Source organism: Micromonospora sp. NPDC005205, from assembly GCF_040608275.1.
In the GTDB taxonomy this organism is placed as follows: Bacteria; Actinomycetota; Actinomycetes; order Mycobacteriales; family Micromonosporaceae; genus Micromonospora.
Genome location: NZ_JBEXHV010000004.1, coordinates 143,933 through 159,572 on the forward strand (window position 1 = coordinate 143,933; position 15,640 = coordinate 159,572).

Below are 15,640 nucleotides of genomic sequence, written 5' to 3' on the forward strand. Positions count from 1 at the left end.
AGGCCATTCCGCCCAATCGAGCCGGTTCGTCGATCTGGTCGCCCCTCCCTGACGCCATGGATAGGCTCGGTCGCAGGACGGCCCTTCGACGAGCCTGGTAACAACCGGGGAGAACGCCATTGTCCGAATCACCCTTCAACGCCGGGACGCTTCCGGCCGACGACATCGCCACCGACGCCGAACAACGACGGCACCGGCTCTTCGCCACGGCGGACCAGCTCCGGCTGGCCGGGCGCGGAGTGGAGGCGCTGCACGTCCTGGCGACGGATATCGCCACGAGTAGCAGCGGCGAGCGCCACCGCACCCTCCTGCTCGGGCGCCTGGCGCAGATCGTGGCACTGGAGCAGCCGGCCATCGCCCTCGCCGGTCTGCGGGAGGCGTTGCACCTCCGACTGGACGCCCCCAGCCGCGGCACTGTGCTCGCCCTGGTCGCCACGATCGCGGCCCGCACGGGACATCCGGACACCGATGCCCTGCTGCGCGACGCGGGTACCGCGCACGCCGCGTCGGGTGATCAGGCGTCCGCTCGCCATCTCGCCCTCGGCCGGGCCGCCCGCTCACTCGCGCACGGCGATCTGCCGGGCGCCCAGGCCGTGCTGGCGGCCCTCGACCCGGACTCCTGGGCGGCACGCGCCGACGCCGCATCCATCCGGGCGGAACGCATCCTCGTGCAGCTCGGTCTGGGCCGGCACCAGGACGCGCGGGCCGCGACCTGTCAGCCGCCCGAGGCGACCGACGTCTCACTCACCGGGCTGACCGCGCTGGACTGCCTGCGCATGGTGGCCGTGGGAGAGCTACCCGAGGCGGCCGCGCTGGCCGTCACGACGCTCAGCTCCGGTTCGGCGAACCTCAGCAGGGAGGTGCGTGCCCTGTTGGTCGCGGTGATCGGCGAGGTCCGCTACCGCCGTGGCGAACACGACGACGCCCGCGCCATCCTCCGCGCCTGCCTGGCCGAGGACCGGTGGCCCGACCGTACGATGTGGACGTTCGCGTTCTGTGTGGCGGTGCGCGACGCCGCCCTCAGCACGCCGGCCGGCCTGCTCACCAGGGTCGTCACCGACCTGCACCGGTCGGTCCGGCCGCTCCTGCCCGTGCCGCACTTCGGCCCCCGACTGGTACGCGCGGCGATGGCCGCCGGCGACACCCATGCTGCCGGTCGGGTCACCGAACTGGTGGAGCTGGTGTCCACCCGTACTCCGGTGCCGCTGTGGCGAGCACTGGCCGACCAGAGCCGAGGGTTGCGCGACGGTGACGCTGGCGCGCTCCGGTCGGCGGTCGACCAACTGCGCACCACCGCCGCCCGGCCGGCGCTGGCCGACGCGTTGCTGGACCTCGCGAACTGCCCTCGGGCGCGGTCCGGAGAAGCGCGCGATGCCGCGCACGAGGCGGCTGCCCTGTACGCCCGGATCGGTGCCCCAGGCGACCAGGCGATCGCGGACCAGCGCTGCGCCGCCCTCGCCGCCACCCCGCGCCACCGGTCCTCGATGGACGAGCTGCCGAGCCGGGGCATCGACGCGCTCACCCCCGCGGAGGAGCGGGTCGCCGAGATGCTCGCCACCGGTGCCACGAAGAAGGAGGCGGCCAGGAGCCTCTTCGTCTCCTTCCACACCGTGGACACCCAACTCCGCTCCATATACCACAAGCTGGGCATTCACAATCGGATGCAGTTGGCGCGGGCCTGGGAACGCGCCCGTCGCTGAACAACATGCGCCGGGCCGGGCTGGTGCCGCTCTACGAACGCCGCAACTGGGTCTGGCGAGCAGCTTCCTGAGCCCGCTTTCCCGCCGTCACTTCTCGCTGTCGAGCAGGCCCATCATGGCGGTCGCGTACCGCTGGCCGGAGGCTGCTCCGGCCGGGACGGCACGCTCGATCTCGTCCACCGCGTCCTGGTCGAGCACCACGTCGACAGCGGCCAGCGACTCGGTCAGCCGGTCCCGCCGCCGCGCCCCGACCAACGGCACGATGTCTTCGCCCTGTGCCGCGACCCAGGCGATCGCCACCTGACTGGTGGTCACCCCGAGCCGCTGTGCAACCCGGCCGAGCGCGTCCACCAGGCGGAGGTTGGCGGCCAGGTTCTCGCCCTGGAACCGTGGGCTGTTCGCCCGGAAGTCCGTGCCGGTCAGCTCACGCTCCGCCGACCAGTGGCCGCTGAGCAGACCTCGGGACAGCACCCCGTAGGCGGTCAGCCCGATGCCCAGCTCGCGCAGCGCCGGCAGGATGGTGGCCTCCGGGCCTCGGGAGAGCAGCGAATACTCGATCTGGACGTCGCTGATCGGTGCGACCGCTGCGGCCCGACGGATGCTGTCGGCACCCACCTCGGAGAGCCCGATGTGCCGGATGTAGCCGGCCTGCTGCATCTCCAACAGCGCACCGACGGTCTCCTCGACCGGTACCTGCGGGTTCAGCCGCGACGGCCGGTAGATGTCGATGTGATCGGTGCCCAACCGTCGCAGCGAGTACGCCAGCCGGTCCTTCACCGCCGCCGCCGACACGTCGTACGGTGCCGCCTGGAAGCCGCCGTCGGGTGTACGGCGTGCGCCGAACTTCACGCTGAGCACCACCTCGTCCCGGCGACGCTCCCGCAGCACCCGGCCGATCAGCATCTCGTTGTGACCCGAACCGTAGAAGTCGCCGGTGTCGATCAGGTTCACGCCGGCATCGATCGCGGCGTGCAGCGTCGCGACGCTCTCCGCCTCGTCGGCCGGCCCGTACAGGTCGGACATGCCCATCGCGCCGAGCCCGATGATCGAAACCTCCGGCCCGGAGGCACCCAGCCGTCGCCGTCGTAGACCCGTCATGTCCCTCGTCTCCTTCGGTCGTCGTCGGTGCGTGGTGGCGACCAGGCACCGCTGTGTACGCTGTGTCCATATAACCAGCAAGTAGACAGCGTGTCCATATAACCGGGAGGACCAGTGGCCGAGCTCACGACGGATGCCCAGCCGCCAGCACGCCGTGGTCGTGGCCGCCGGCCCACCGATCAGGTACGAACGGAGATCCTCACGGCCGCTGGTGAACTCCTGCTGGCCGAGGGCATGGCCGGCTTCACCATCGAGAAGGTCGCCGCCCTCGCCGGGGCCAGCCGGATGACGATCTACAAGTGGTGGCCCTCCAAGGGCGCGCTCGCCCTGGACGGCTACTTCACTGTCGTCGCGCCCACGCTGGCGTTCCCGGACACCGGCGACATCGTGGCCGACCTGACCGACCAACTGGTCGCCTTCGTCCACCTGGTGCGGGACACCACCGCCGGACGGGTCATCAGCCAACTCATCGGGCAGGCGCAGACCGACCCGGAACTGGCCGCCGCCTACCGCGAGCGCTACTCCGCCCCCCGCCGGGCCCTCGCCGTCGAAACCCTTACCCGGGCCATGACCCGGGGGCAGCTACGCGCCGACATCGACCCCGAATCCGTCGTCGACCAGCTCTGGGGCGCCTGCTACCACCGGCTTCTCATCGCCGACCTGCCGCTCACCGAGGACTTCGCCCGCACCCTGATCGACAACCTCATCCGCGGACTGCGCTGACCGACAACCGGTCCGGCCACCACAGGCCACTGACCGACCGGGCGCACAGGCGACCACCCGACCAAACATGAAGATCATGTTCAATCGGTGCTAACGTCATCGATCGATGCTCAAGCGATCGTCAGTCTCGCCCGGCCGGCACCGCAACCTGAGGTGAGGATGCCCCTCCACTTCGACCTGCTCGGGCCGCTGACAGCGTCGCGGGACGGCCGGCCGGTCCCGCTCGGGTCGACGAAACAGCAGCTGGTGCTGGCCGCTCTGCTGCTACGCCCGGGTGAGGCGATCTCCGCCAACCAGCTGATGGCGATGGTGTGGGGCGACCAGCCCCCCGCCTCGGCCGCCGCGAACCTGCGCACCTACCTGCGCGGGCTGCGCCAGGCGCTCGACTGCGCAGCGGACGAGCACCGCCGGATCCTCACCACACCGGGCGGCTACCTGCTTCGCGTCGAGCCGGACGAGCGGGACGTGGACCGGTTCGACGCGGCGGCGGCGCGCGGACGGGCAGCACTGGCCGCCGGCGACCCGGCGGCGGCGCAGCCGGAGCTGGCCCGCGCGCTCGGCATGTGGCGGGGGTCGGCCTTCGCCGGGCTGCCGCTGCCCCGGCTCCTCACCGGCCGGGTCGCGCGGATCACCGAGCGGCGTCTGCTGACCGAGGAGGACCACGCCGCAGCGCGGCTCGCGCTCGGCGAGGCCGCCCAGGTGATCCCCCGACTGCGGGCACTGCTCGACCGTCACCCGCTGCGGCAACGGGCCTGGTCCCAACTCATGACCGGCCTCTACCAGATCGGTGACATCGCCGGGGCACTGGCAGCCTTCCAGCAGGCCAGGCGCACGCTGGCCGAGGAGACCGGGATGGACCCCGGCCCCGAGCTGACCCGGTTGCACGACGACATCCTGCACCACCGCCTCAGCCAGCAGGCCGCGACGACGGGGCCGGTCGACGACACGTCGGCTGGCGCGGCACCGGGCCGCCCTCGGCAACTGCCACTCGCCCTGCCCGGCTTCGTCGGGCGCTGCGCCGAACTCGATTTCCTCGACGCGACCCTCGGCGTCCGATCCGCACGACACGCCACTGTGGACGTCGTCACCATCAGCGGCATGGCCGGCGTGGGCAAGACGACGCTCGCGCTGCACTGGGCCCACCGGGCCGCCGACCACTTTCCTGACGGCCAGTTGTACGTCAACCTCCGAGGCTACGACGACGCGGACGCGGTATCCCCCGCCGATGCCCTGGTCAACTTCCTCGAGGCGCTCGGCGTACCTGTCGGCCGTATCCCCAGCAGCGTCGACGCTCGGGCCGGGCTGTACCGCAGCCTGCTCGCCTCGCGTCGGATGCTCGTCGTCCTCGACAACTCGCGCGACGCCGACCAGGTGCGCCCGCTGCTGCCCGGCGTGGGTCGGTGTGCGGTCCTGGTGACCAGCCGGGACCAGCTCAGCAGCCTCGCCGTGGCCGAGGGCGCCCGACCGTTGACGCTGGAGGTGCTGACCACCGCTGAGTCGACGCGGCTGCTCCGCAGCCGACTCGGTGACGTCCGGGTGGCGGCGGAACCGGCAGCGACCAGCGAGGTGATCGAATCGACGGGACGCCTCCCGCTCGCCCTGTCCATCGTGGCGGCCCGGCTGACCGCCCGGTCCACCTTCCCGATCGACGCCGTCGCGGCCCAACTCCGCCAGTCCGAGTCCCGCCTCGAGCAGCTGGCCGACGGGGACGTCCGCCGGATCTTCTCCTGGTCGTACCGGGCGCTGAGCGCCGAGGCGGCCCGCCTTCTGCGCCTGCTGGGCCTGCACCCGGGCCCCGACCTGACCGGAGACGCCGCCGCCGCGCTGCTCGGCCGCCCCCGGGCGGCGGTCACCCCGCTGCTGAAGGAGCTGACCCGGCTGCACCTGCTGACCGAGCACCTACCCGAGCGGTACGCCCTGCACGACCTGCTCCGGTCGTACGCCGCCGAACTGGCCCAGGCATCCGACCTGGCCGAGGAGCGACAGGTCGCCGCGCGCCGGATGCACGACCACTACCTGCACAGCGCGCACCCCGGCGCGGTGCTGCTCCAGCCGACCTGGACACCCATCGAGCTGGAACCACCGATGCCGGCGAACGTGCACGTGCCGATGCCCGATCGGGTCGTCGCGGCGGCCTGGTTCCACGCCGAGCATCCCGTCCTGCTGCGGGTGCTGCGTCAGGCCGCGGAGACCGGCTTCGAGCGGTACGCCTGCCAGCTCGCCTGGGCTCTGGCCGCGTACCTCGCGCCCAGAGGCATGTTCCAGGAGCAGCTCGCGGCCCAGCAGGCGGCGCTCGCGGCGGCGCAGCGGATCGGCGACGTCCGGGCGCAGGCGCAGGCCAGCCGGATGCTCGCCCGCGCGCTCATGCGGCTCGGCGATCAGCACGCGGCCGAGCACCACGTTCAGCGGGCACTGGAACTGTACGAACAGCTTGAGGACCTGGACAGCCTGGCGCTGATCCTGCGCCAGTACACCGAGCACTGCACCCAGTACGGCCGGTTGGACGAGGCGCTCAAGCACAGCGCCGAGGCGCTGCGGGTCTCGCAGCTCATCGGCAACCGGTACGCCGAGGCGCGCGCGCTCAACGTCAAGGGTTACCTGCACGCCCTGATCGGTGACTACCAGCAGGCCGTCGTCGACTGCGCCGAGGCGCTGGCCCAACAGGAGGCGATCGACGATCGCGTCGGGCAGGCCGCGACGTTGGACAGTCTGGGCTTCGCGTACCACCGGCTCGGTGACCCGGCCAGGGCTGCGGTCTGTTACGAGCAGTCCGTCCAACGCTTCCAGGAATCGGCCAACCGGTATCACGAGGGGCTGACCCTCGTCCGGCTCGGCGAGGCGCGCGAGGCGATGGCGGACCCTCCGGCCGCTGCCGAGGCATGGCTGCGGGCCATCCGGATCTACGACGACCTGGGCGACCCCGCCGCGGACGTGGTGCGGCAACTGCTGGTACGCGTCGCGCCCGGCCACTCCCGCCCGGTGACCCCGCCCGAGTGAGACCACCGGCTACAGCGGCCGGAGACGGTGTCGACCGGCCCCACGCCCCAGCGCGTGGTCAGCGCCTCGGCCGACAGGTGCGGGTGGCCGTGGACCCCGGGCGGGTCCTTCGGGAAAACGGCCCGGCCCCGACGGTCGGGCCCAGGTCGCCCCGCAACATCGAGGTGTACGCGGCGAACAACGCCGGGGTCGGCTCGACGCCCAACTCGGTGGCCAGGCGGGTACGGAAGGCCGCGAACACATCCATCGCCTCGCCCTGCCTGCCGGTCTGGTACAGGGCGGTCATCAGCATGATCGCCAGCCGTTCCCGCAGCGGATACTCCGTCTGCAACGCGGTGAGCGCGGGGATCGCCCGGCGGCAGTCGCCCAGCCGCAGGTGCAGTTCCAGCCGGTGTTCCAGGCAGACGATGCGGCGTTCGAGCAGGTGCTGTCGACGGCTCTCCACGTACGGGCCGGTCAGGCCCGCCAATGGTTCGCCCGCCCAACTCTGCTCGGCCTCGGCCAGTAGCGCCGCCGCCCCGGCGAGGTCGCCGGCCGCCTCGGCCACGGCGGCCCGTTCCATCGCCTCGTCGAAGTCCGCGACGTCGGTGCGGGCCGAACCGAGACGCAGCCGGTAGCCGATCCGGGAACTGTCGATCGAGGGGTCGTCGGGGCCTCCGCACGCCGCCTGAAGCGTGCGTCGCAGGCGATAGATGTACGGCGGGATCAGCTTGGCGCCGGTCGCCGGGATCTGGCCGCCCCAGACGCCCTGCAGGATCGACGCCGGTGTGACCACACGGTCCGCGTTGAACAGCAGGATCGCGAAGACCGCCTGTTGCCGGACGGGCCCGAGGTCGAGCCACTCTCTGCCGACCTCGGCGTGAAGCGGGCCGAGGGCGTGAAACCGTACCCGCGTCACGGCACCGCACCGCCCGCACCAGGACTCGTCATCGAGGTCTCCTCCCTACCGGCGGCCGGGGAACCGCGCCCCGGCGACGAGGCACGGCACGCCCGATTCAGCTCTGAACCCGGCGGTGCCGCTTGGATCGAAGATCATCGCGTCCGGGGGAATGGTAGGGCGCTCGGCGTACAACTCGCGTATATCGCCCGTACGAACAGCGCGCAGCAGGTGGCGGCGCGCACTCCGAAGCGGAGATGGTGCTGCCGGTGAGTCATCAGGTGACTCACCGGCAGCACGTCGATCAGTAGGTCCCACGCATGGGCGTAGCTCACTCGGGCGGCTTGGCCCCGGACTGCTCGCTGACCATGTACGCCGCGTACCAGTCGGGCCAGTTGTCGTCATGCTCGCCCGTACGCTTCTCGTGTTCACCGTGCGCAGCGGCCGCGCGCCGAAGCGCGCTCGCCAGGTCGCTCGTAGAGCCGAACGACGTGAGGCCGCCCTCGATGCGCCCGGGAAGCCTGCTCGTGATCTCCTGCATCAGCCAGGTGTTCCCGTCCGGGTCGCGCAGCGTGGCACGCGAGAAGTAGCTGCGCCGCTGCGGGTCCGGCCCGTCGACCGGGCCGTCCGGGCTGATGTGGAAGACGTCACCGACCTCGACACCGGCGGCGACGAGGGTGTCGTGGGCCGCCTCGATGTCGGACACGATCAGATACGCCATGGCCGAGCCGGGTGCCGCTGGCGTGAGCCCGGGGCCGAACTGCACGGAGCACGCGGAGCCATGCGGAGTCAGCTGGACGATGCCGGGCGGCGTCTGGTCGAGTCGCCATCCGAGCCGTTCGTAGAACGCCTTCGCCCGGTCGACATCCGACACCGGGATGACGATCACCTCGAGCTTGACGTCGAGGCTCTCGATGCGCGATGTCGCGCCCGCGTCTCCCTGGTCAACCTTCGGGCTCATCCCCCGCTCCCTTCCTGATCATCACGCTACTGTCCGCGTTACTGCTCGACCCCGGCTCTCCGGCATCACCCCGGCGTTGTCCTGGTGGCCCTGCGCACCCCCAACAGGGCGACCACGGCGAGAAGGATGACGGCGACCGAGTACTCGTCGGCGGTCCTCGGCAGGCCGCCGGCGTAGACCACGAGGAAGCCGGCGATCACCGTGGGGAGACCGAAGCCGACGTAGCAGACGACGTAGAGCACCGACAGCACGCTGGCACGTTGGTGAGCCTCGACCAGCGGCATGACCGTCTTGAGACTGCCCTGGAAGCCGCTGCCGAAGCCGACGCCCCCGAGCGCGAGGCCGACGAAGAAGCCCGGGACGGACTTCGCCATGACCGACACCAACGTGACCACCATGCCCAGGATGAGCGCGGTGATCCCGGTCAGGATCACGGTCCGCGCGGCGGTGTTGCGCTGTATCAGAACGGCTGCCGACCCGAAGACGGCGAAGACGAAGAGGACGAGACCGCCGATCACGATGGACGTGCTCATGAGACTGCGGACGAGCGCTGGGCCGAGCGCGCCGAAGAACCCGGCCAGCGCCCAGACCGCGAAGAGCACCGGCACCACGACCAGGACCGGCTTGCGCACCGGACGGGGCAGAGCGATGTCCGGCCGGAGGCTGCGGCGCGCGCCGCCCATCGGGCTCACCGTCTCCGGCATCAGCACGACTCCGACGGCCTGGATCAGCAGGATGACGAGCAGCACGACGTACACCAGTCGCGTCGGCGCGGGCAGGAACTGGAGGAGCAACGCCGACAGCAGGGCGCCGCTTCCGGTGCCGATACCGGGGGCGAGAGAGTTCGCCAGCGTGCCACGGGCACGGTCGATGTCGAGCATGGCGGCGCCCACGGCGCCGGTGGCGGCCCCGGCTGCCAGCCCCTGCACGAGTCGGGCGACCAGCAGTGACGCAACGCCGTTGGCGAAGATGAAGACGACAAGCGCGAGCATCTGCACCGCGATCGCGACGCCCAGCACCGGCCGCCGACCGACGTGGTCGGACAACTTGCCGAAGGTGAGCAGCGAAGCGAGCACCGCGAGGGCGTAGACGGCGAACACAATCGTCGTGGTGACAGGCGAGAAGTGCCAGCGCTCCTGGTACGTACCGTAGAGCGGGGTCGGAGCCGCCGACGCGGCCAGGAACGACACGAGGATGGACGCCAACAGCACCAGGGAGACCGTCGGCGTGAGTCGGGCCCGCCCCGCGATTGGCATGTCGGTGCTCCTCGGCTGCGTGGAGAGCGGTCAGCCTGGGCGTTCCGCCGGCCCCCGGGGCCACGACGGCGTACCCGTTCGGCGCCGACACATGCCCACGACTCAGCCCTCGGTGTCCTGGCCGGCCCCGGGAAGGCTCGCCACGCCACGTGCCAGCGCATCCCTGAAGTCGCGGTACCGGTCGGGGCCGAGCGTGTCGGCGAGGTCCTGCTCGATCTGACGCACGAAGCCGTCGGAGGCCGCCATCAAGCTGAGGCCCCGATCCGTCGGCACTATCAACTTCGCCCGCCGGTCGGCCGGGTCGGGCGTACGCCGCACGTAGCCCAGCCGTTCCAACTCGTCGAGGATCGCGCCCATCGTCTGCTTGTTGCGGCCGGCCAGCCGGGCCAGCTCACCGGGGCGGGTGCCCTCGGCGTCCAGGTACGCGAGGACCGCGCCGTGGCGGGGCCGCACGTCGTCGAATCCCTGCTCCGCCGAGCGGCGGAAGATCTCCCGCTGAACGCGCGTGGAGAGCTGCACGACAAGGATCCCGAGGTCGGGGTCCTGCTCCTTCAGTGTGCTGCGCTTCATAATTTGGTCCAATCATTGGACTGTACAGCTTATGGACTATATCGTCGCTGGCGGCGACCGGCGGTCCGACCTCGGTCCGCCTGACCGAGAGGATGACCATGACCATTCTGATAACCGGGGCGAACGGCACCGTGTCGCGGGAGGTGCTGCGGGAGCTGGCCGGCAAGCAGCCGGTTCGCGCCCTCGTCCGGGACGCGTCGCGTACGCCAGGGCTCGACGGGGTCGAGTACGTCGTCGGCGACCTGGACCGCCCCACCACACTGACCCCGGCGTTCGAGGGTGTGACGACGCTCTGGCTGCTGATGCCGATGGGCCCGCTGGCACCGAGCCAGAGCATGAACGCGGTCTGGGCGGCCCGACAGACCGGCGTGCGGCACATCGTCCGGCTCTCCGCGATCGGCGCCGCGCACGACGCGCCAACCCGCAACGGCCGCCTGCACGCGCTCTCCGACGCGGAGCTCCAGGCGTCGGGCATTGCCTGGACCATCCTGCGACCGAGCTACTTCATGCAGAACCTGCTCGCGGCCAAGGCCGGTGACCACCTCTACGGCCTCTTCGGTGACGCCCGGGTCGGCCTGATCGACGCACGGGACATCGCCGCCGCCGGGGCGGCGATCCTCGCCGCGCCACAGCAGCACGAGGGCAGGATCTACACGCCCACCGGCCCGGAGAGCATCACCCTCGACCAAGCGGCCGACGAGATCACCCGCACCCTCGGCCAGCCGGTGCGCTACGTGCCGCAGAGCCCGCAGCAGGCACGCGACGGCCTGCTCCAGGCCGGCCTCGACCAGTGGTCGGCCGAGGTCCTCGCCGAGTACCGGGTCGCCTACGGCTCCGGGTGGGGCGACTTCACCAACGACCATGTCGAGCGGGTCCTCGGCCGGCAGCCGCGGACCTTCGCCGAGTTCGCCAGCGATCACCGCGAGCACTTCGCCAGCGTCTGACCCGTCGACAGCTCGGCGCGGTGCCCCCCGGCGCGATCGGCCGGAGGGCACCGCCGTGCGTGCCCGGCCGGCGCCCCTACAGCTCGGGGTGGCCGAAGAGCCCCGGCAGCCCGCCGCTGTGCAGGAAGACGACCCGGTCGCCGCGCGGGAAGCTGCCGGCCAGCAGCGCCGCCATCGCCCGACCGGTGTACGTCGGGTCCAGGAAGATCCCCTCCGTACGCGCTGTCACCTCCAGCGCGTCGCGAACGGCGTCGGTCAGCGTGCGGTAACCCGCACCCACCTGGGTGCCGTCGATCCGCAGCTCCCCGGGCTCCACCTCGCCGACGAGCAGCCCGGCGACCGTCGCCCGTGGGTCGGGCACAGCGCCGACGTCCACGCCGACCACCCGCCGCGCGCCCAACTCCCGCACCAGGCCGGCCATCGTCCCGCCGGACCCGAGCGCCGTCACGACCTCGGCGCCGTCGGCGTCCGGCAACTGGGCCCGCAGCTCCCGACCGCAGTCCACATAACCCTGTACCGACGCGGGAGAGGTGCCGCCGAACGGGATGACGTACGCCGATCGTCGCTCTCCCTCGGCCGCCGCCACCTCAGCGGGCGGACGGTCTCCGCTCCAGACGATCTCCGCGCCCGCGAACTCGTCGAGCAGCAGGTTTCCCCGCCTGGTCTCCGGGGGCGGGCCGGCGAGCACCAGCACGCAGGGGAGGCCGAGCCGCGCGGCCGCGGCCGCGGTGAGCCGGGCGTGGTTGCTCTGCGGCGCCCCTGAGGTGATGACAGTGGAGGCGCCGACGGCCATCGCCTGCGCGCAGGTGTACTGGAGCTTGCGGATCTTGTTACCACCCCCACCGAGGCCGCTGAGATCGTCACGCTTGAACCAGAGCTCGGCCAGCCCCAGCCGGGCGGCGAGCCGGGGCGCGGCCTCCAGCGGCGTCGGCCAGGTACCGAGGGGAACGGGTGTGATCATCCGTTCAGCTAAGCACTCCGCGCCCAGGCTGTCCGGGACAGCGGTCCGACGTCCGAGTGACGACCGGGACGGAGCGCCGCGTGCCGCTGCCCGGGACCCGCCCCGTCGCGGGCGGCGAGCGCGTCGGCCACCGCTCCGGTGGCGAACGCGTAGATGGACTTGTGCAACACGTCGATGGCGAGCTCGGAGCGGGGCCAGGTGAACGGCGGCGCCCCCACGCCGGTGGCGTTCTCCAGGATCTGGTCGTTACTCAGGCGCAGCGCGGTGAACATCGTCGACGCCCAGACGCCCCGCAACCCGGCCTGCGCCATGACGCTGCGCAGCACACCGACCAGCACGCCCTGGCCGTAGTGCATTGCCAGGTTCTGCCACCGGGGCGGCTGCCCGGAGGATTCCGGCAGGCCAGTCAACCGTGCCAGAACCAGGGCCGGAACGTAGGAGTCGGGTCGACCGGTCACCCGCTGTTCGATCTTCTCCGCGGCCGTCATCACCGCTGCCCCGGCCAGACCCGCCACCAGTCCCTGCCACACCGCTCGCTTCAGCATGTGCGGGCCCTACCCCCCGGGCGCTCCCCTACACCCCCCCCACATGCCGGCGGCCCACGATTTGCCGTCCGGTGGGTGCCGGGTTGGTTTGAGCCCCAACCCCCCGGGTAGGGTCTTTGTCGGGTCAAGACACGCGCCCTCCAGTGGTCACCTCGCCTCGGCACGCACGCGGCGGGCGGCCACCCTCGTCGAGGGCGGAGGCATCGTGTGACCGACCAGGACCCCCCAGTCGGGTTTTCAGGACCAGACCCGCAGTACGGCCCGGACCGGCCCATCATGTCGCTGTCGTTGAGCCGTGACGGCTCCGTCAGCCAGATCAGGGTCGTCGGTGAGATCGACATGAGCAACGCCCACCTGCTCACCGAACTGGTGGAGGTCCTCTGCCGCACGCCCACGCCACTGGTGGTCGTCGACCTCGCGGCGGTCCGCTTCCTCGGCGCGCACGCCGTCAGCGCCCTGCTCCACGCCGGCCACGTGGCCGCCCAGGCCGGCGGTCGACTGACGCTTCGCGACCCCTCGCCGTTCGTCCTCCGGGTGCTCGACGTGGCCGGCGTGCTGGGGCATCTCCACCTTCACGGCACATCCACACCGACCAGTGCTCGCCTCAGCGGCGTGGTTCCACCCCTGCCCCGCCGTGCCACACCGCCGCATCAGCCACTCGGCCCGTCCGTCGCCGCCCAACCGTAGGCGGCGCGGCCACCGTCCCCCCGACAAGGAGCTACATGTTCAATCCGCTCGCCCGGACGCTGCCGGGCGGGGACGGTGACGCCAGTGTCGACGACCGGCTCGACGAGGAGCGGCGGGCGTGTTCACCGCTGGGTCCTGCCCTCCGCCTGGGCGACCAGGGACTCCGCGACCTCGCGCACCTTCCGGTTGGTGTCCTGGGAGATCTTCGACAGCAGTGCGAACGCCTCCTCGGACGAGCACCGCCGGCTCCCCATGATGATTCCTTTGGCCTGCTCGATCACCGCCCGATTGCGCATCGCCTCCTGCATCTGGGCCGCCAGCGTGGCGGCGTTCTCGTACAGGTGTGCGTTGGCCAGTGCCACCGCCGCGTACGCGCCGAAGCCCTCCGCGCTGGTGATCGAGGGCGGGTCGAAAGCGTTCACCGAATCGCTGTAGACGTTCAACGCGCCTACCACCGATGCCTGGACGGGAAGCCCGATGGAGAGGGAACTCCCCACCCCGGCGGCGTGAGCCCTCTCCGCCCATACCGGCCAGCGGTCCTCGGTCGCCATGTCCGGCACCGAGATGGTGTCACCGCTGGCGGAGGCATCCAGGCAGGGACCCCGGTGCTCCTCGTACTGCCACTCGTCCAACTGACGGGCCAGTTCGCCGGTGGATGCCCCGGTCCAGCCGACCCGACCCCGAACCAGCGTGACAGTCACCTCTCTCGTCCCGGCGATGCTCGCCTTGGCGAGCTCAGCGATCCGGAGCAGCATCTCGTCGAGGCTGACCTCGTCGAATCTGACCTTGCCCAACTCGGCCAACGCGTCCGCGGGATCCATCGTTGGCTGCGTCATCGCAGTACGCCCTCCTCGATCGGCGTCCGCCGGGACGAAGATTCCGGCGCGGCCGGCATCACGTCGGATACTCGGCAGCCCTGCCCCGGGCCGGTCGTCAGCAACCGTGGTCCTACCCCCTGAATCACCCACTCACACCCACGACGAGGTCGGCCAGTGCCCCCGTCACACCGATCCGGTGAACTGGCTGACGTGGTAGGCGGTGCTGCGGCCGTCCGGGGTGCGGGTCCACTTCGAGACCATCAGGTGCAGGTCGTCGGCGTTCCGGCTGGACCAGGGATGGATGAACCCACCGTAGAGCGCGGGCTCCTGCCAGCCAGTCAGCTGAATCTTCTCCCCCGTCCAGGCTCGGTCGGGCCCGGACGCGGTACGGGTGACCAGACACCCGTTCTGGCAGTTGAGGTAGGCCATCACCCAGGTCCCGTCGGCCAATCGGCGCACCGATGGCTCGCCGAAGCGGCCGGTGAGGATGGGTGTGCAGGGTCTCCCCCAGCCCCAGTTGGTGCCGTTCCAGCCCCAGCCCTCGTACGACTCGGGGAAGAACAGCTGATCCCACCAGACGCGTCGCAGCATCATCGGACCGTCCTGCCGACCCGACCGGACCGAGAAGACGTAGACGTACTCTCCGTCGCGCTGCATGGTCCACATCTGGAACGGGTCCTTGTTGTCCGGGCTGTTCCACCACTTCAGCGGCGTACGGATGAAGTCGTTGCCGTTGTCGGAGTAGGCCAGCCCCGCGTAGCGGGACTTCCACTGCGGCCCGGCCGGGCCGGCGGAGTTCCAGTTCTCGATGCTCATGTAGGAGATGAGCTGCCGACCGGTCTCCGGAAAGCTGATGCCGTCGTTGGGGATGACGGTCACCTCGGGCAGACCGTCGATGCCGATGCCGTGGTGGCCGTTGTGCATCAGCTCCGGTGCCCGTCCGTTGCCGGCGACGCGTGCGGCGCTGTCGAAGACGATTCCGCCCGGCGCGCCGGGGTGGACGGCCGAGCGCAACATGACCGGCGACCGCCAGTCGTTCGGCAGGGGCGGGCCCTCGGGCCACGGCGTGTCGAAGGTGTCGCCGAAGAGGTAGCCGATGGATCCGTTCTCCAGCACGTAGGGGATGCCCAGATCGGTGCCGGCCACCCGCCATCGGCGACTGGTGTCCAGGTCCGCACCGGTCAGCCGCTTCTTCCAGACCGCCGCCTGGGCCGGAGCGGCCGACGTCAGGATCGCGCCGACTGAACCGACCGCGCTGGCGGCCCCGATCGCGGCGGCGCGGCCGAGCAACGAGCGACGACGTACGCCCATGGCTGCCCTCTCCTGTCGCACTCGTCATGGCCCTGCCGCGTGATTGGACAGCGGTTGCGGGCGAGTAAACCCGCCGACGACAACCGCTGTCAATACCTGCCCGCCATGAACGATGCATTGAAGGAATTCTTCATACAACATTGACAGTCGTCAGCGTCCTGAAGAAACTCTCAGCAATCGGTCCCCGGTCGG

14 protein-coding genes are annotated in these 15,640 nt (G+C 71.1%); 5 read left to right on the top strand and 9 right to left on the bottom strand.

All coding sequences use genetic code 11. The features are described from left to right. Positions 1–119 precede the first annotated feature (119 nt). The gene (locus tag ABZU43_RS10425) at positions 120–1,700 is read left to right on the top strand and encodes a helix-turn-helix transcriptional regulator (protein WP_355006221.1); all 1,581 of its coding nucleotides are present in this window, start codon (positions 120–122) and stop codon (positions 1,698–1,700) included. Positions 1,701–1,787: 87 nt separating this feature from the next. Here ABZU43_RS10425 and ABZU43_RS10430 read toward each other — a convergent pair whose 3' ends face one another. Further along, on the bottom strand, positions 1,788–2,798 hold the full coding sequence (locus tag ABZU43_RS10430) for an aldo/keto reductase (RefSeq protein WP_355006222.1): 1,011 nt from the start codon (positions 2,796–2,798) through the stop codon (positions 1,788–1,790). Positions 2,799–2,912: 114 nt separating this feature from the next. Between ABZU43_RS10430 and ABZU43_RS10435 the strand changes: the two genes are divergently transcribed. Together ABZU43_RS10435 and ABZU43_RS10440 are read left to right on the top strand one after the other, a co-directional pair. Beyond that, positions 2,913–3,521: a TetR/AcrR family transcriptional regulator gene (locus ABZU43_RS10435; RefSeq protein WP_355006223.1), complete on the top strand. Its 609-nt coding sequence runs from the start codon at positions 2,913–2,915 to the stop codon at positions 3,519–3,521. A 159-nt stretch (positions 3,522–3,680) separates the two neighbouring features. Beyond that, positions 3,681–6,518, top strand: coding sequence for a BTAD domain-containing putative transcriptional regulator (locus tag ABZU43_RS10440; RefSeq protein ID WP_355006224.1), 2,838 nt, complete (start codon positions 3,681–3,683; stop codon positions 6,516–6,518). Positions 6,519–6,576: 58 nt separating this feature from the next. Here ABZU43_RS10440 and ABZU43_RS10445 read toward each other — a convergent pair whose 3' ends face one another. From ABZU43_RS10445 to ABZU43_RS10460, 4 genes are all read right to left on the bottom strand, one after another. Further along, positions 6,577–7,416, bottom strand: a complete 840-nt coding sequence (locus ABZU43_RS10445; protein ID WP_355006225.1) for an AfsR/SARP family transcriptional regulator — start codon at positions 7,414–7,416, stop codon at positions 6,577–6,579. A gap of 310 nt (positions 7,417–7,726) precedes the next feature. Continuing rightward, complete coding sequence (locus ABZU43_RS10450) at positions 7,727–8,356, bottom strand: VOC family protein (RefSeq protein ID WP_355006226.1); 630 nt, start codon at positions 8,354–8,356, stop codon at positions 7,727–7,729. 65 nt (positions 8,357–8,421) lie between these two features. Continuing rightward, complete coding sequence (locus ABZU43_RS10455) at positions 8,422–9,612, bottom strand: MFS transporter (protein WP_355006227.1); 1,191 nt, start codon at positions 9,610–9,612, stop codon at positions 8,422–8,424. A 102-nt stretch (positions 9,613–9,714) separates the two neighbouring features. After that, positions 9,715–10,194 carry a MarR family transcriptional regulator gene (locus ABZU43_RS10460; protein ID WP_355006228.1) on the bottom strand — a complete coding sequence of 160 codons (480 nt, stop codon included), beginning with the start codon at positions 10,192–10,194 and terminating at the stop codon, positions 9,715–9,717. Positions 10,195–10,280: 86 nt separating this feature from the next. Here ABZU43_RS10460 and ABZU43_RS10465 point away from each other — a divergent pair, with 86 nt between their 5' ends. Beyond that, complete coding sequence (locus ABZU43_RS10465) at positions 10,281–11,126, top strand: NAD(P)H-binding protein (RefSeq protein WP_355006229.1); 846 nt, start codon at positions 10,281–10,283, stop codon at positions 11,124–11,126. Positions 11,127–11,202: 76 nt separating this feature from the next. Here the strand turns inward: ABZU43_RS10465 and ABZU43_RS10470 are convergent, their stop codons facing one another. Together ABZU43_RS10470 and ABZU43_RS10475 are read right to left on the bottom strand one after the other, a co-directional pair. Continuing rightward, entirely contained in the window at positions 11,203–12,087 is an 885-nt protein-coding gene (locus ABZU43_RS10470) for a pyridoxal-phosphate dependent enzyme (protein ID WP_355006230.1), read from the bottom strand. A gap of 8 nt (positions 12,088–12,095) precedes the next feature. After that, positions 12,096–12,632: a hypothetical protein gene (locus tag ABZU43_RS10475; RefSeq protein ID WP_355006231.1), complete on the bottom strand. Its 537-nt coding sequence runs from the start codon at positions 12,630–12,632 to the stop codon at positions 12,096–12,098. 276 nt (positions 12,633–12,908) lie between these two features. Here ABZU43_RS10475 and ABZU43_RS10480 point away from each other — a divergent pair, with 276 nt between their 5' ends. Then, complete coding sequence (locus ABZU43_RS10480; RefSeq protein WP_355006232.1) at positions 12,909–13,319, top strand: STAS domain-containing protein; 411 nt, start codon at positions 12,909–12,911, stop codon at positions 13,317–13,319. Between the two features lie 122 nt (positions 13,320–13,441). Here the strand turns inward: ABZU43_RS10480 and ABZU43_RS10485 are convergent, their stop codons facing one another. Next, positions 13,442–14,155: a GAF and ANTAR domain-containing protein gene (locus ABZU43_RS10485; RefSeq protein ID WP_355006233.1), complete on the bottom strand. Its 714-nt coding sequence runs from the start codon at positions 14,153–14,155 to the stop codon at positions 13,442–13,444. Between the two features lie 165 nt (positions 14,156–14,320). Beyond that, entirely contained in the window at positions 14,321–15,448 is a 1,128-nt protein-coding gene (locus ABZU43_RS10490) for a DUF4185 domain-containing protein (protein ID WP_355006234.1), read from the bottom strand. Between the last annotated feature and the right edge of the window lie 192 nt (positions 15,449–15,640).

What these genes read in the sequence shown, in the direction of transcription:
- ABZU43_RS10430 (WP_355006222.1), bottom strand. Translation starts at nt 2,798, where the DNA reads ATGACGGGTCTACGACGGCGACGGCTGGGTGCCTCCGGGCCGGAGGTT.
- ABZU43_RS10440 (WP_355006224.1), top strand. Translation starts at nt 3,681, where the DNA reads ATGCCCCTCCACTTCGACCTGCTCGGGCCGCTGACAGCGTCGCGGGAC.
- ABZU43_RS10450 (WP_355006226.1), bottom strand. Translation starts at nt 8,356, where the DNA reads ATGAGCCCGAAGGTTGACCAGGGAGACGCGGGCGCGACATCGCGCATC.
- ABZU43_RS10455 (WP_355006227.1), bottom strand. Translation starts at nt 9,612, where the DNA reads ATGCCAATCGCGGGGCGGGCCCGACTCACGCCGACGGTCTCCCTGGTG.
- ABZU43_RS10465 (WP_355006229.1), top strand. Translation starts at nt 10,281, where the DNA reads ATGACCATTCTGATAACCGGGGCGAACGGCACCGTGTCGCGGGAGGTG.
- ABZU43_RS10470 (WP_355006230.1), bottom strand. Translation starts at nt 12,087, where the DNA reads ATGATCACACCCGTTCCCCTCGGTACCTGGCCGACGCCGCTGGAGGCC.
- ABZU43_RS10475 (WP_355006231.1), bottom strand. Translation starts at nt 12,632, where the DNA reads ATGCTGAAGCGAGCGGTGTGGCAGGGACTGGTGGCGGGTCTGGCCGGG.
- ABZU43_RS10480 (WP_355006232.1), top strand. Translation starts at nt 12,909, where the DNA reads ATGTCGCTGTCGTTGAGCCGTGACGGCTCCGTCAGCCAGATCAGGGTC.
- ABZU43_RS10485 (WP_355006233.1), bottom strand. Translation starts at nt 14,155, where the DNA reads ATGACGCAGCCAACGATGGATCCCGCGGACGCGTTGGCCGAGTTGGGC.
- ABZU43_RS10490 (WP_355006234.1), bottom strand. Translation starts at nt 15,448, where the DNA reads ATGGGCGTACGTCGTCGCTCGTTGCTCGGCCGCGCCGCCGCGATCGGG.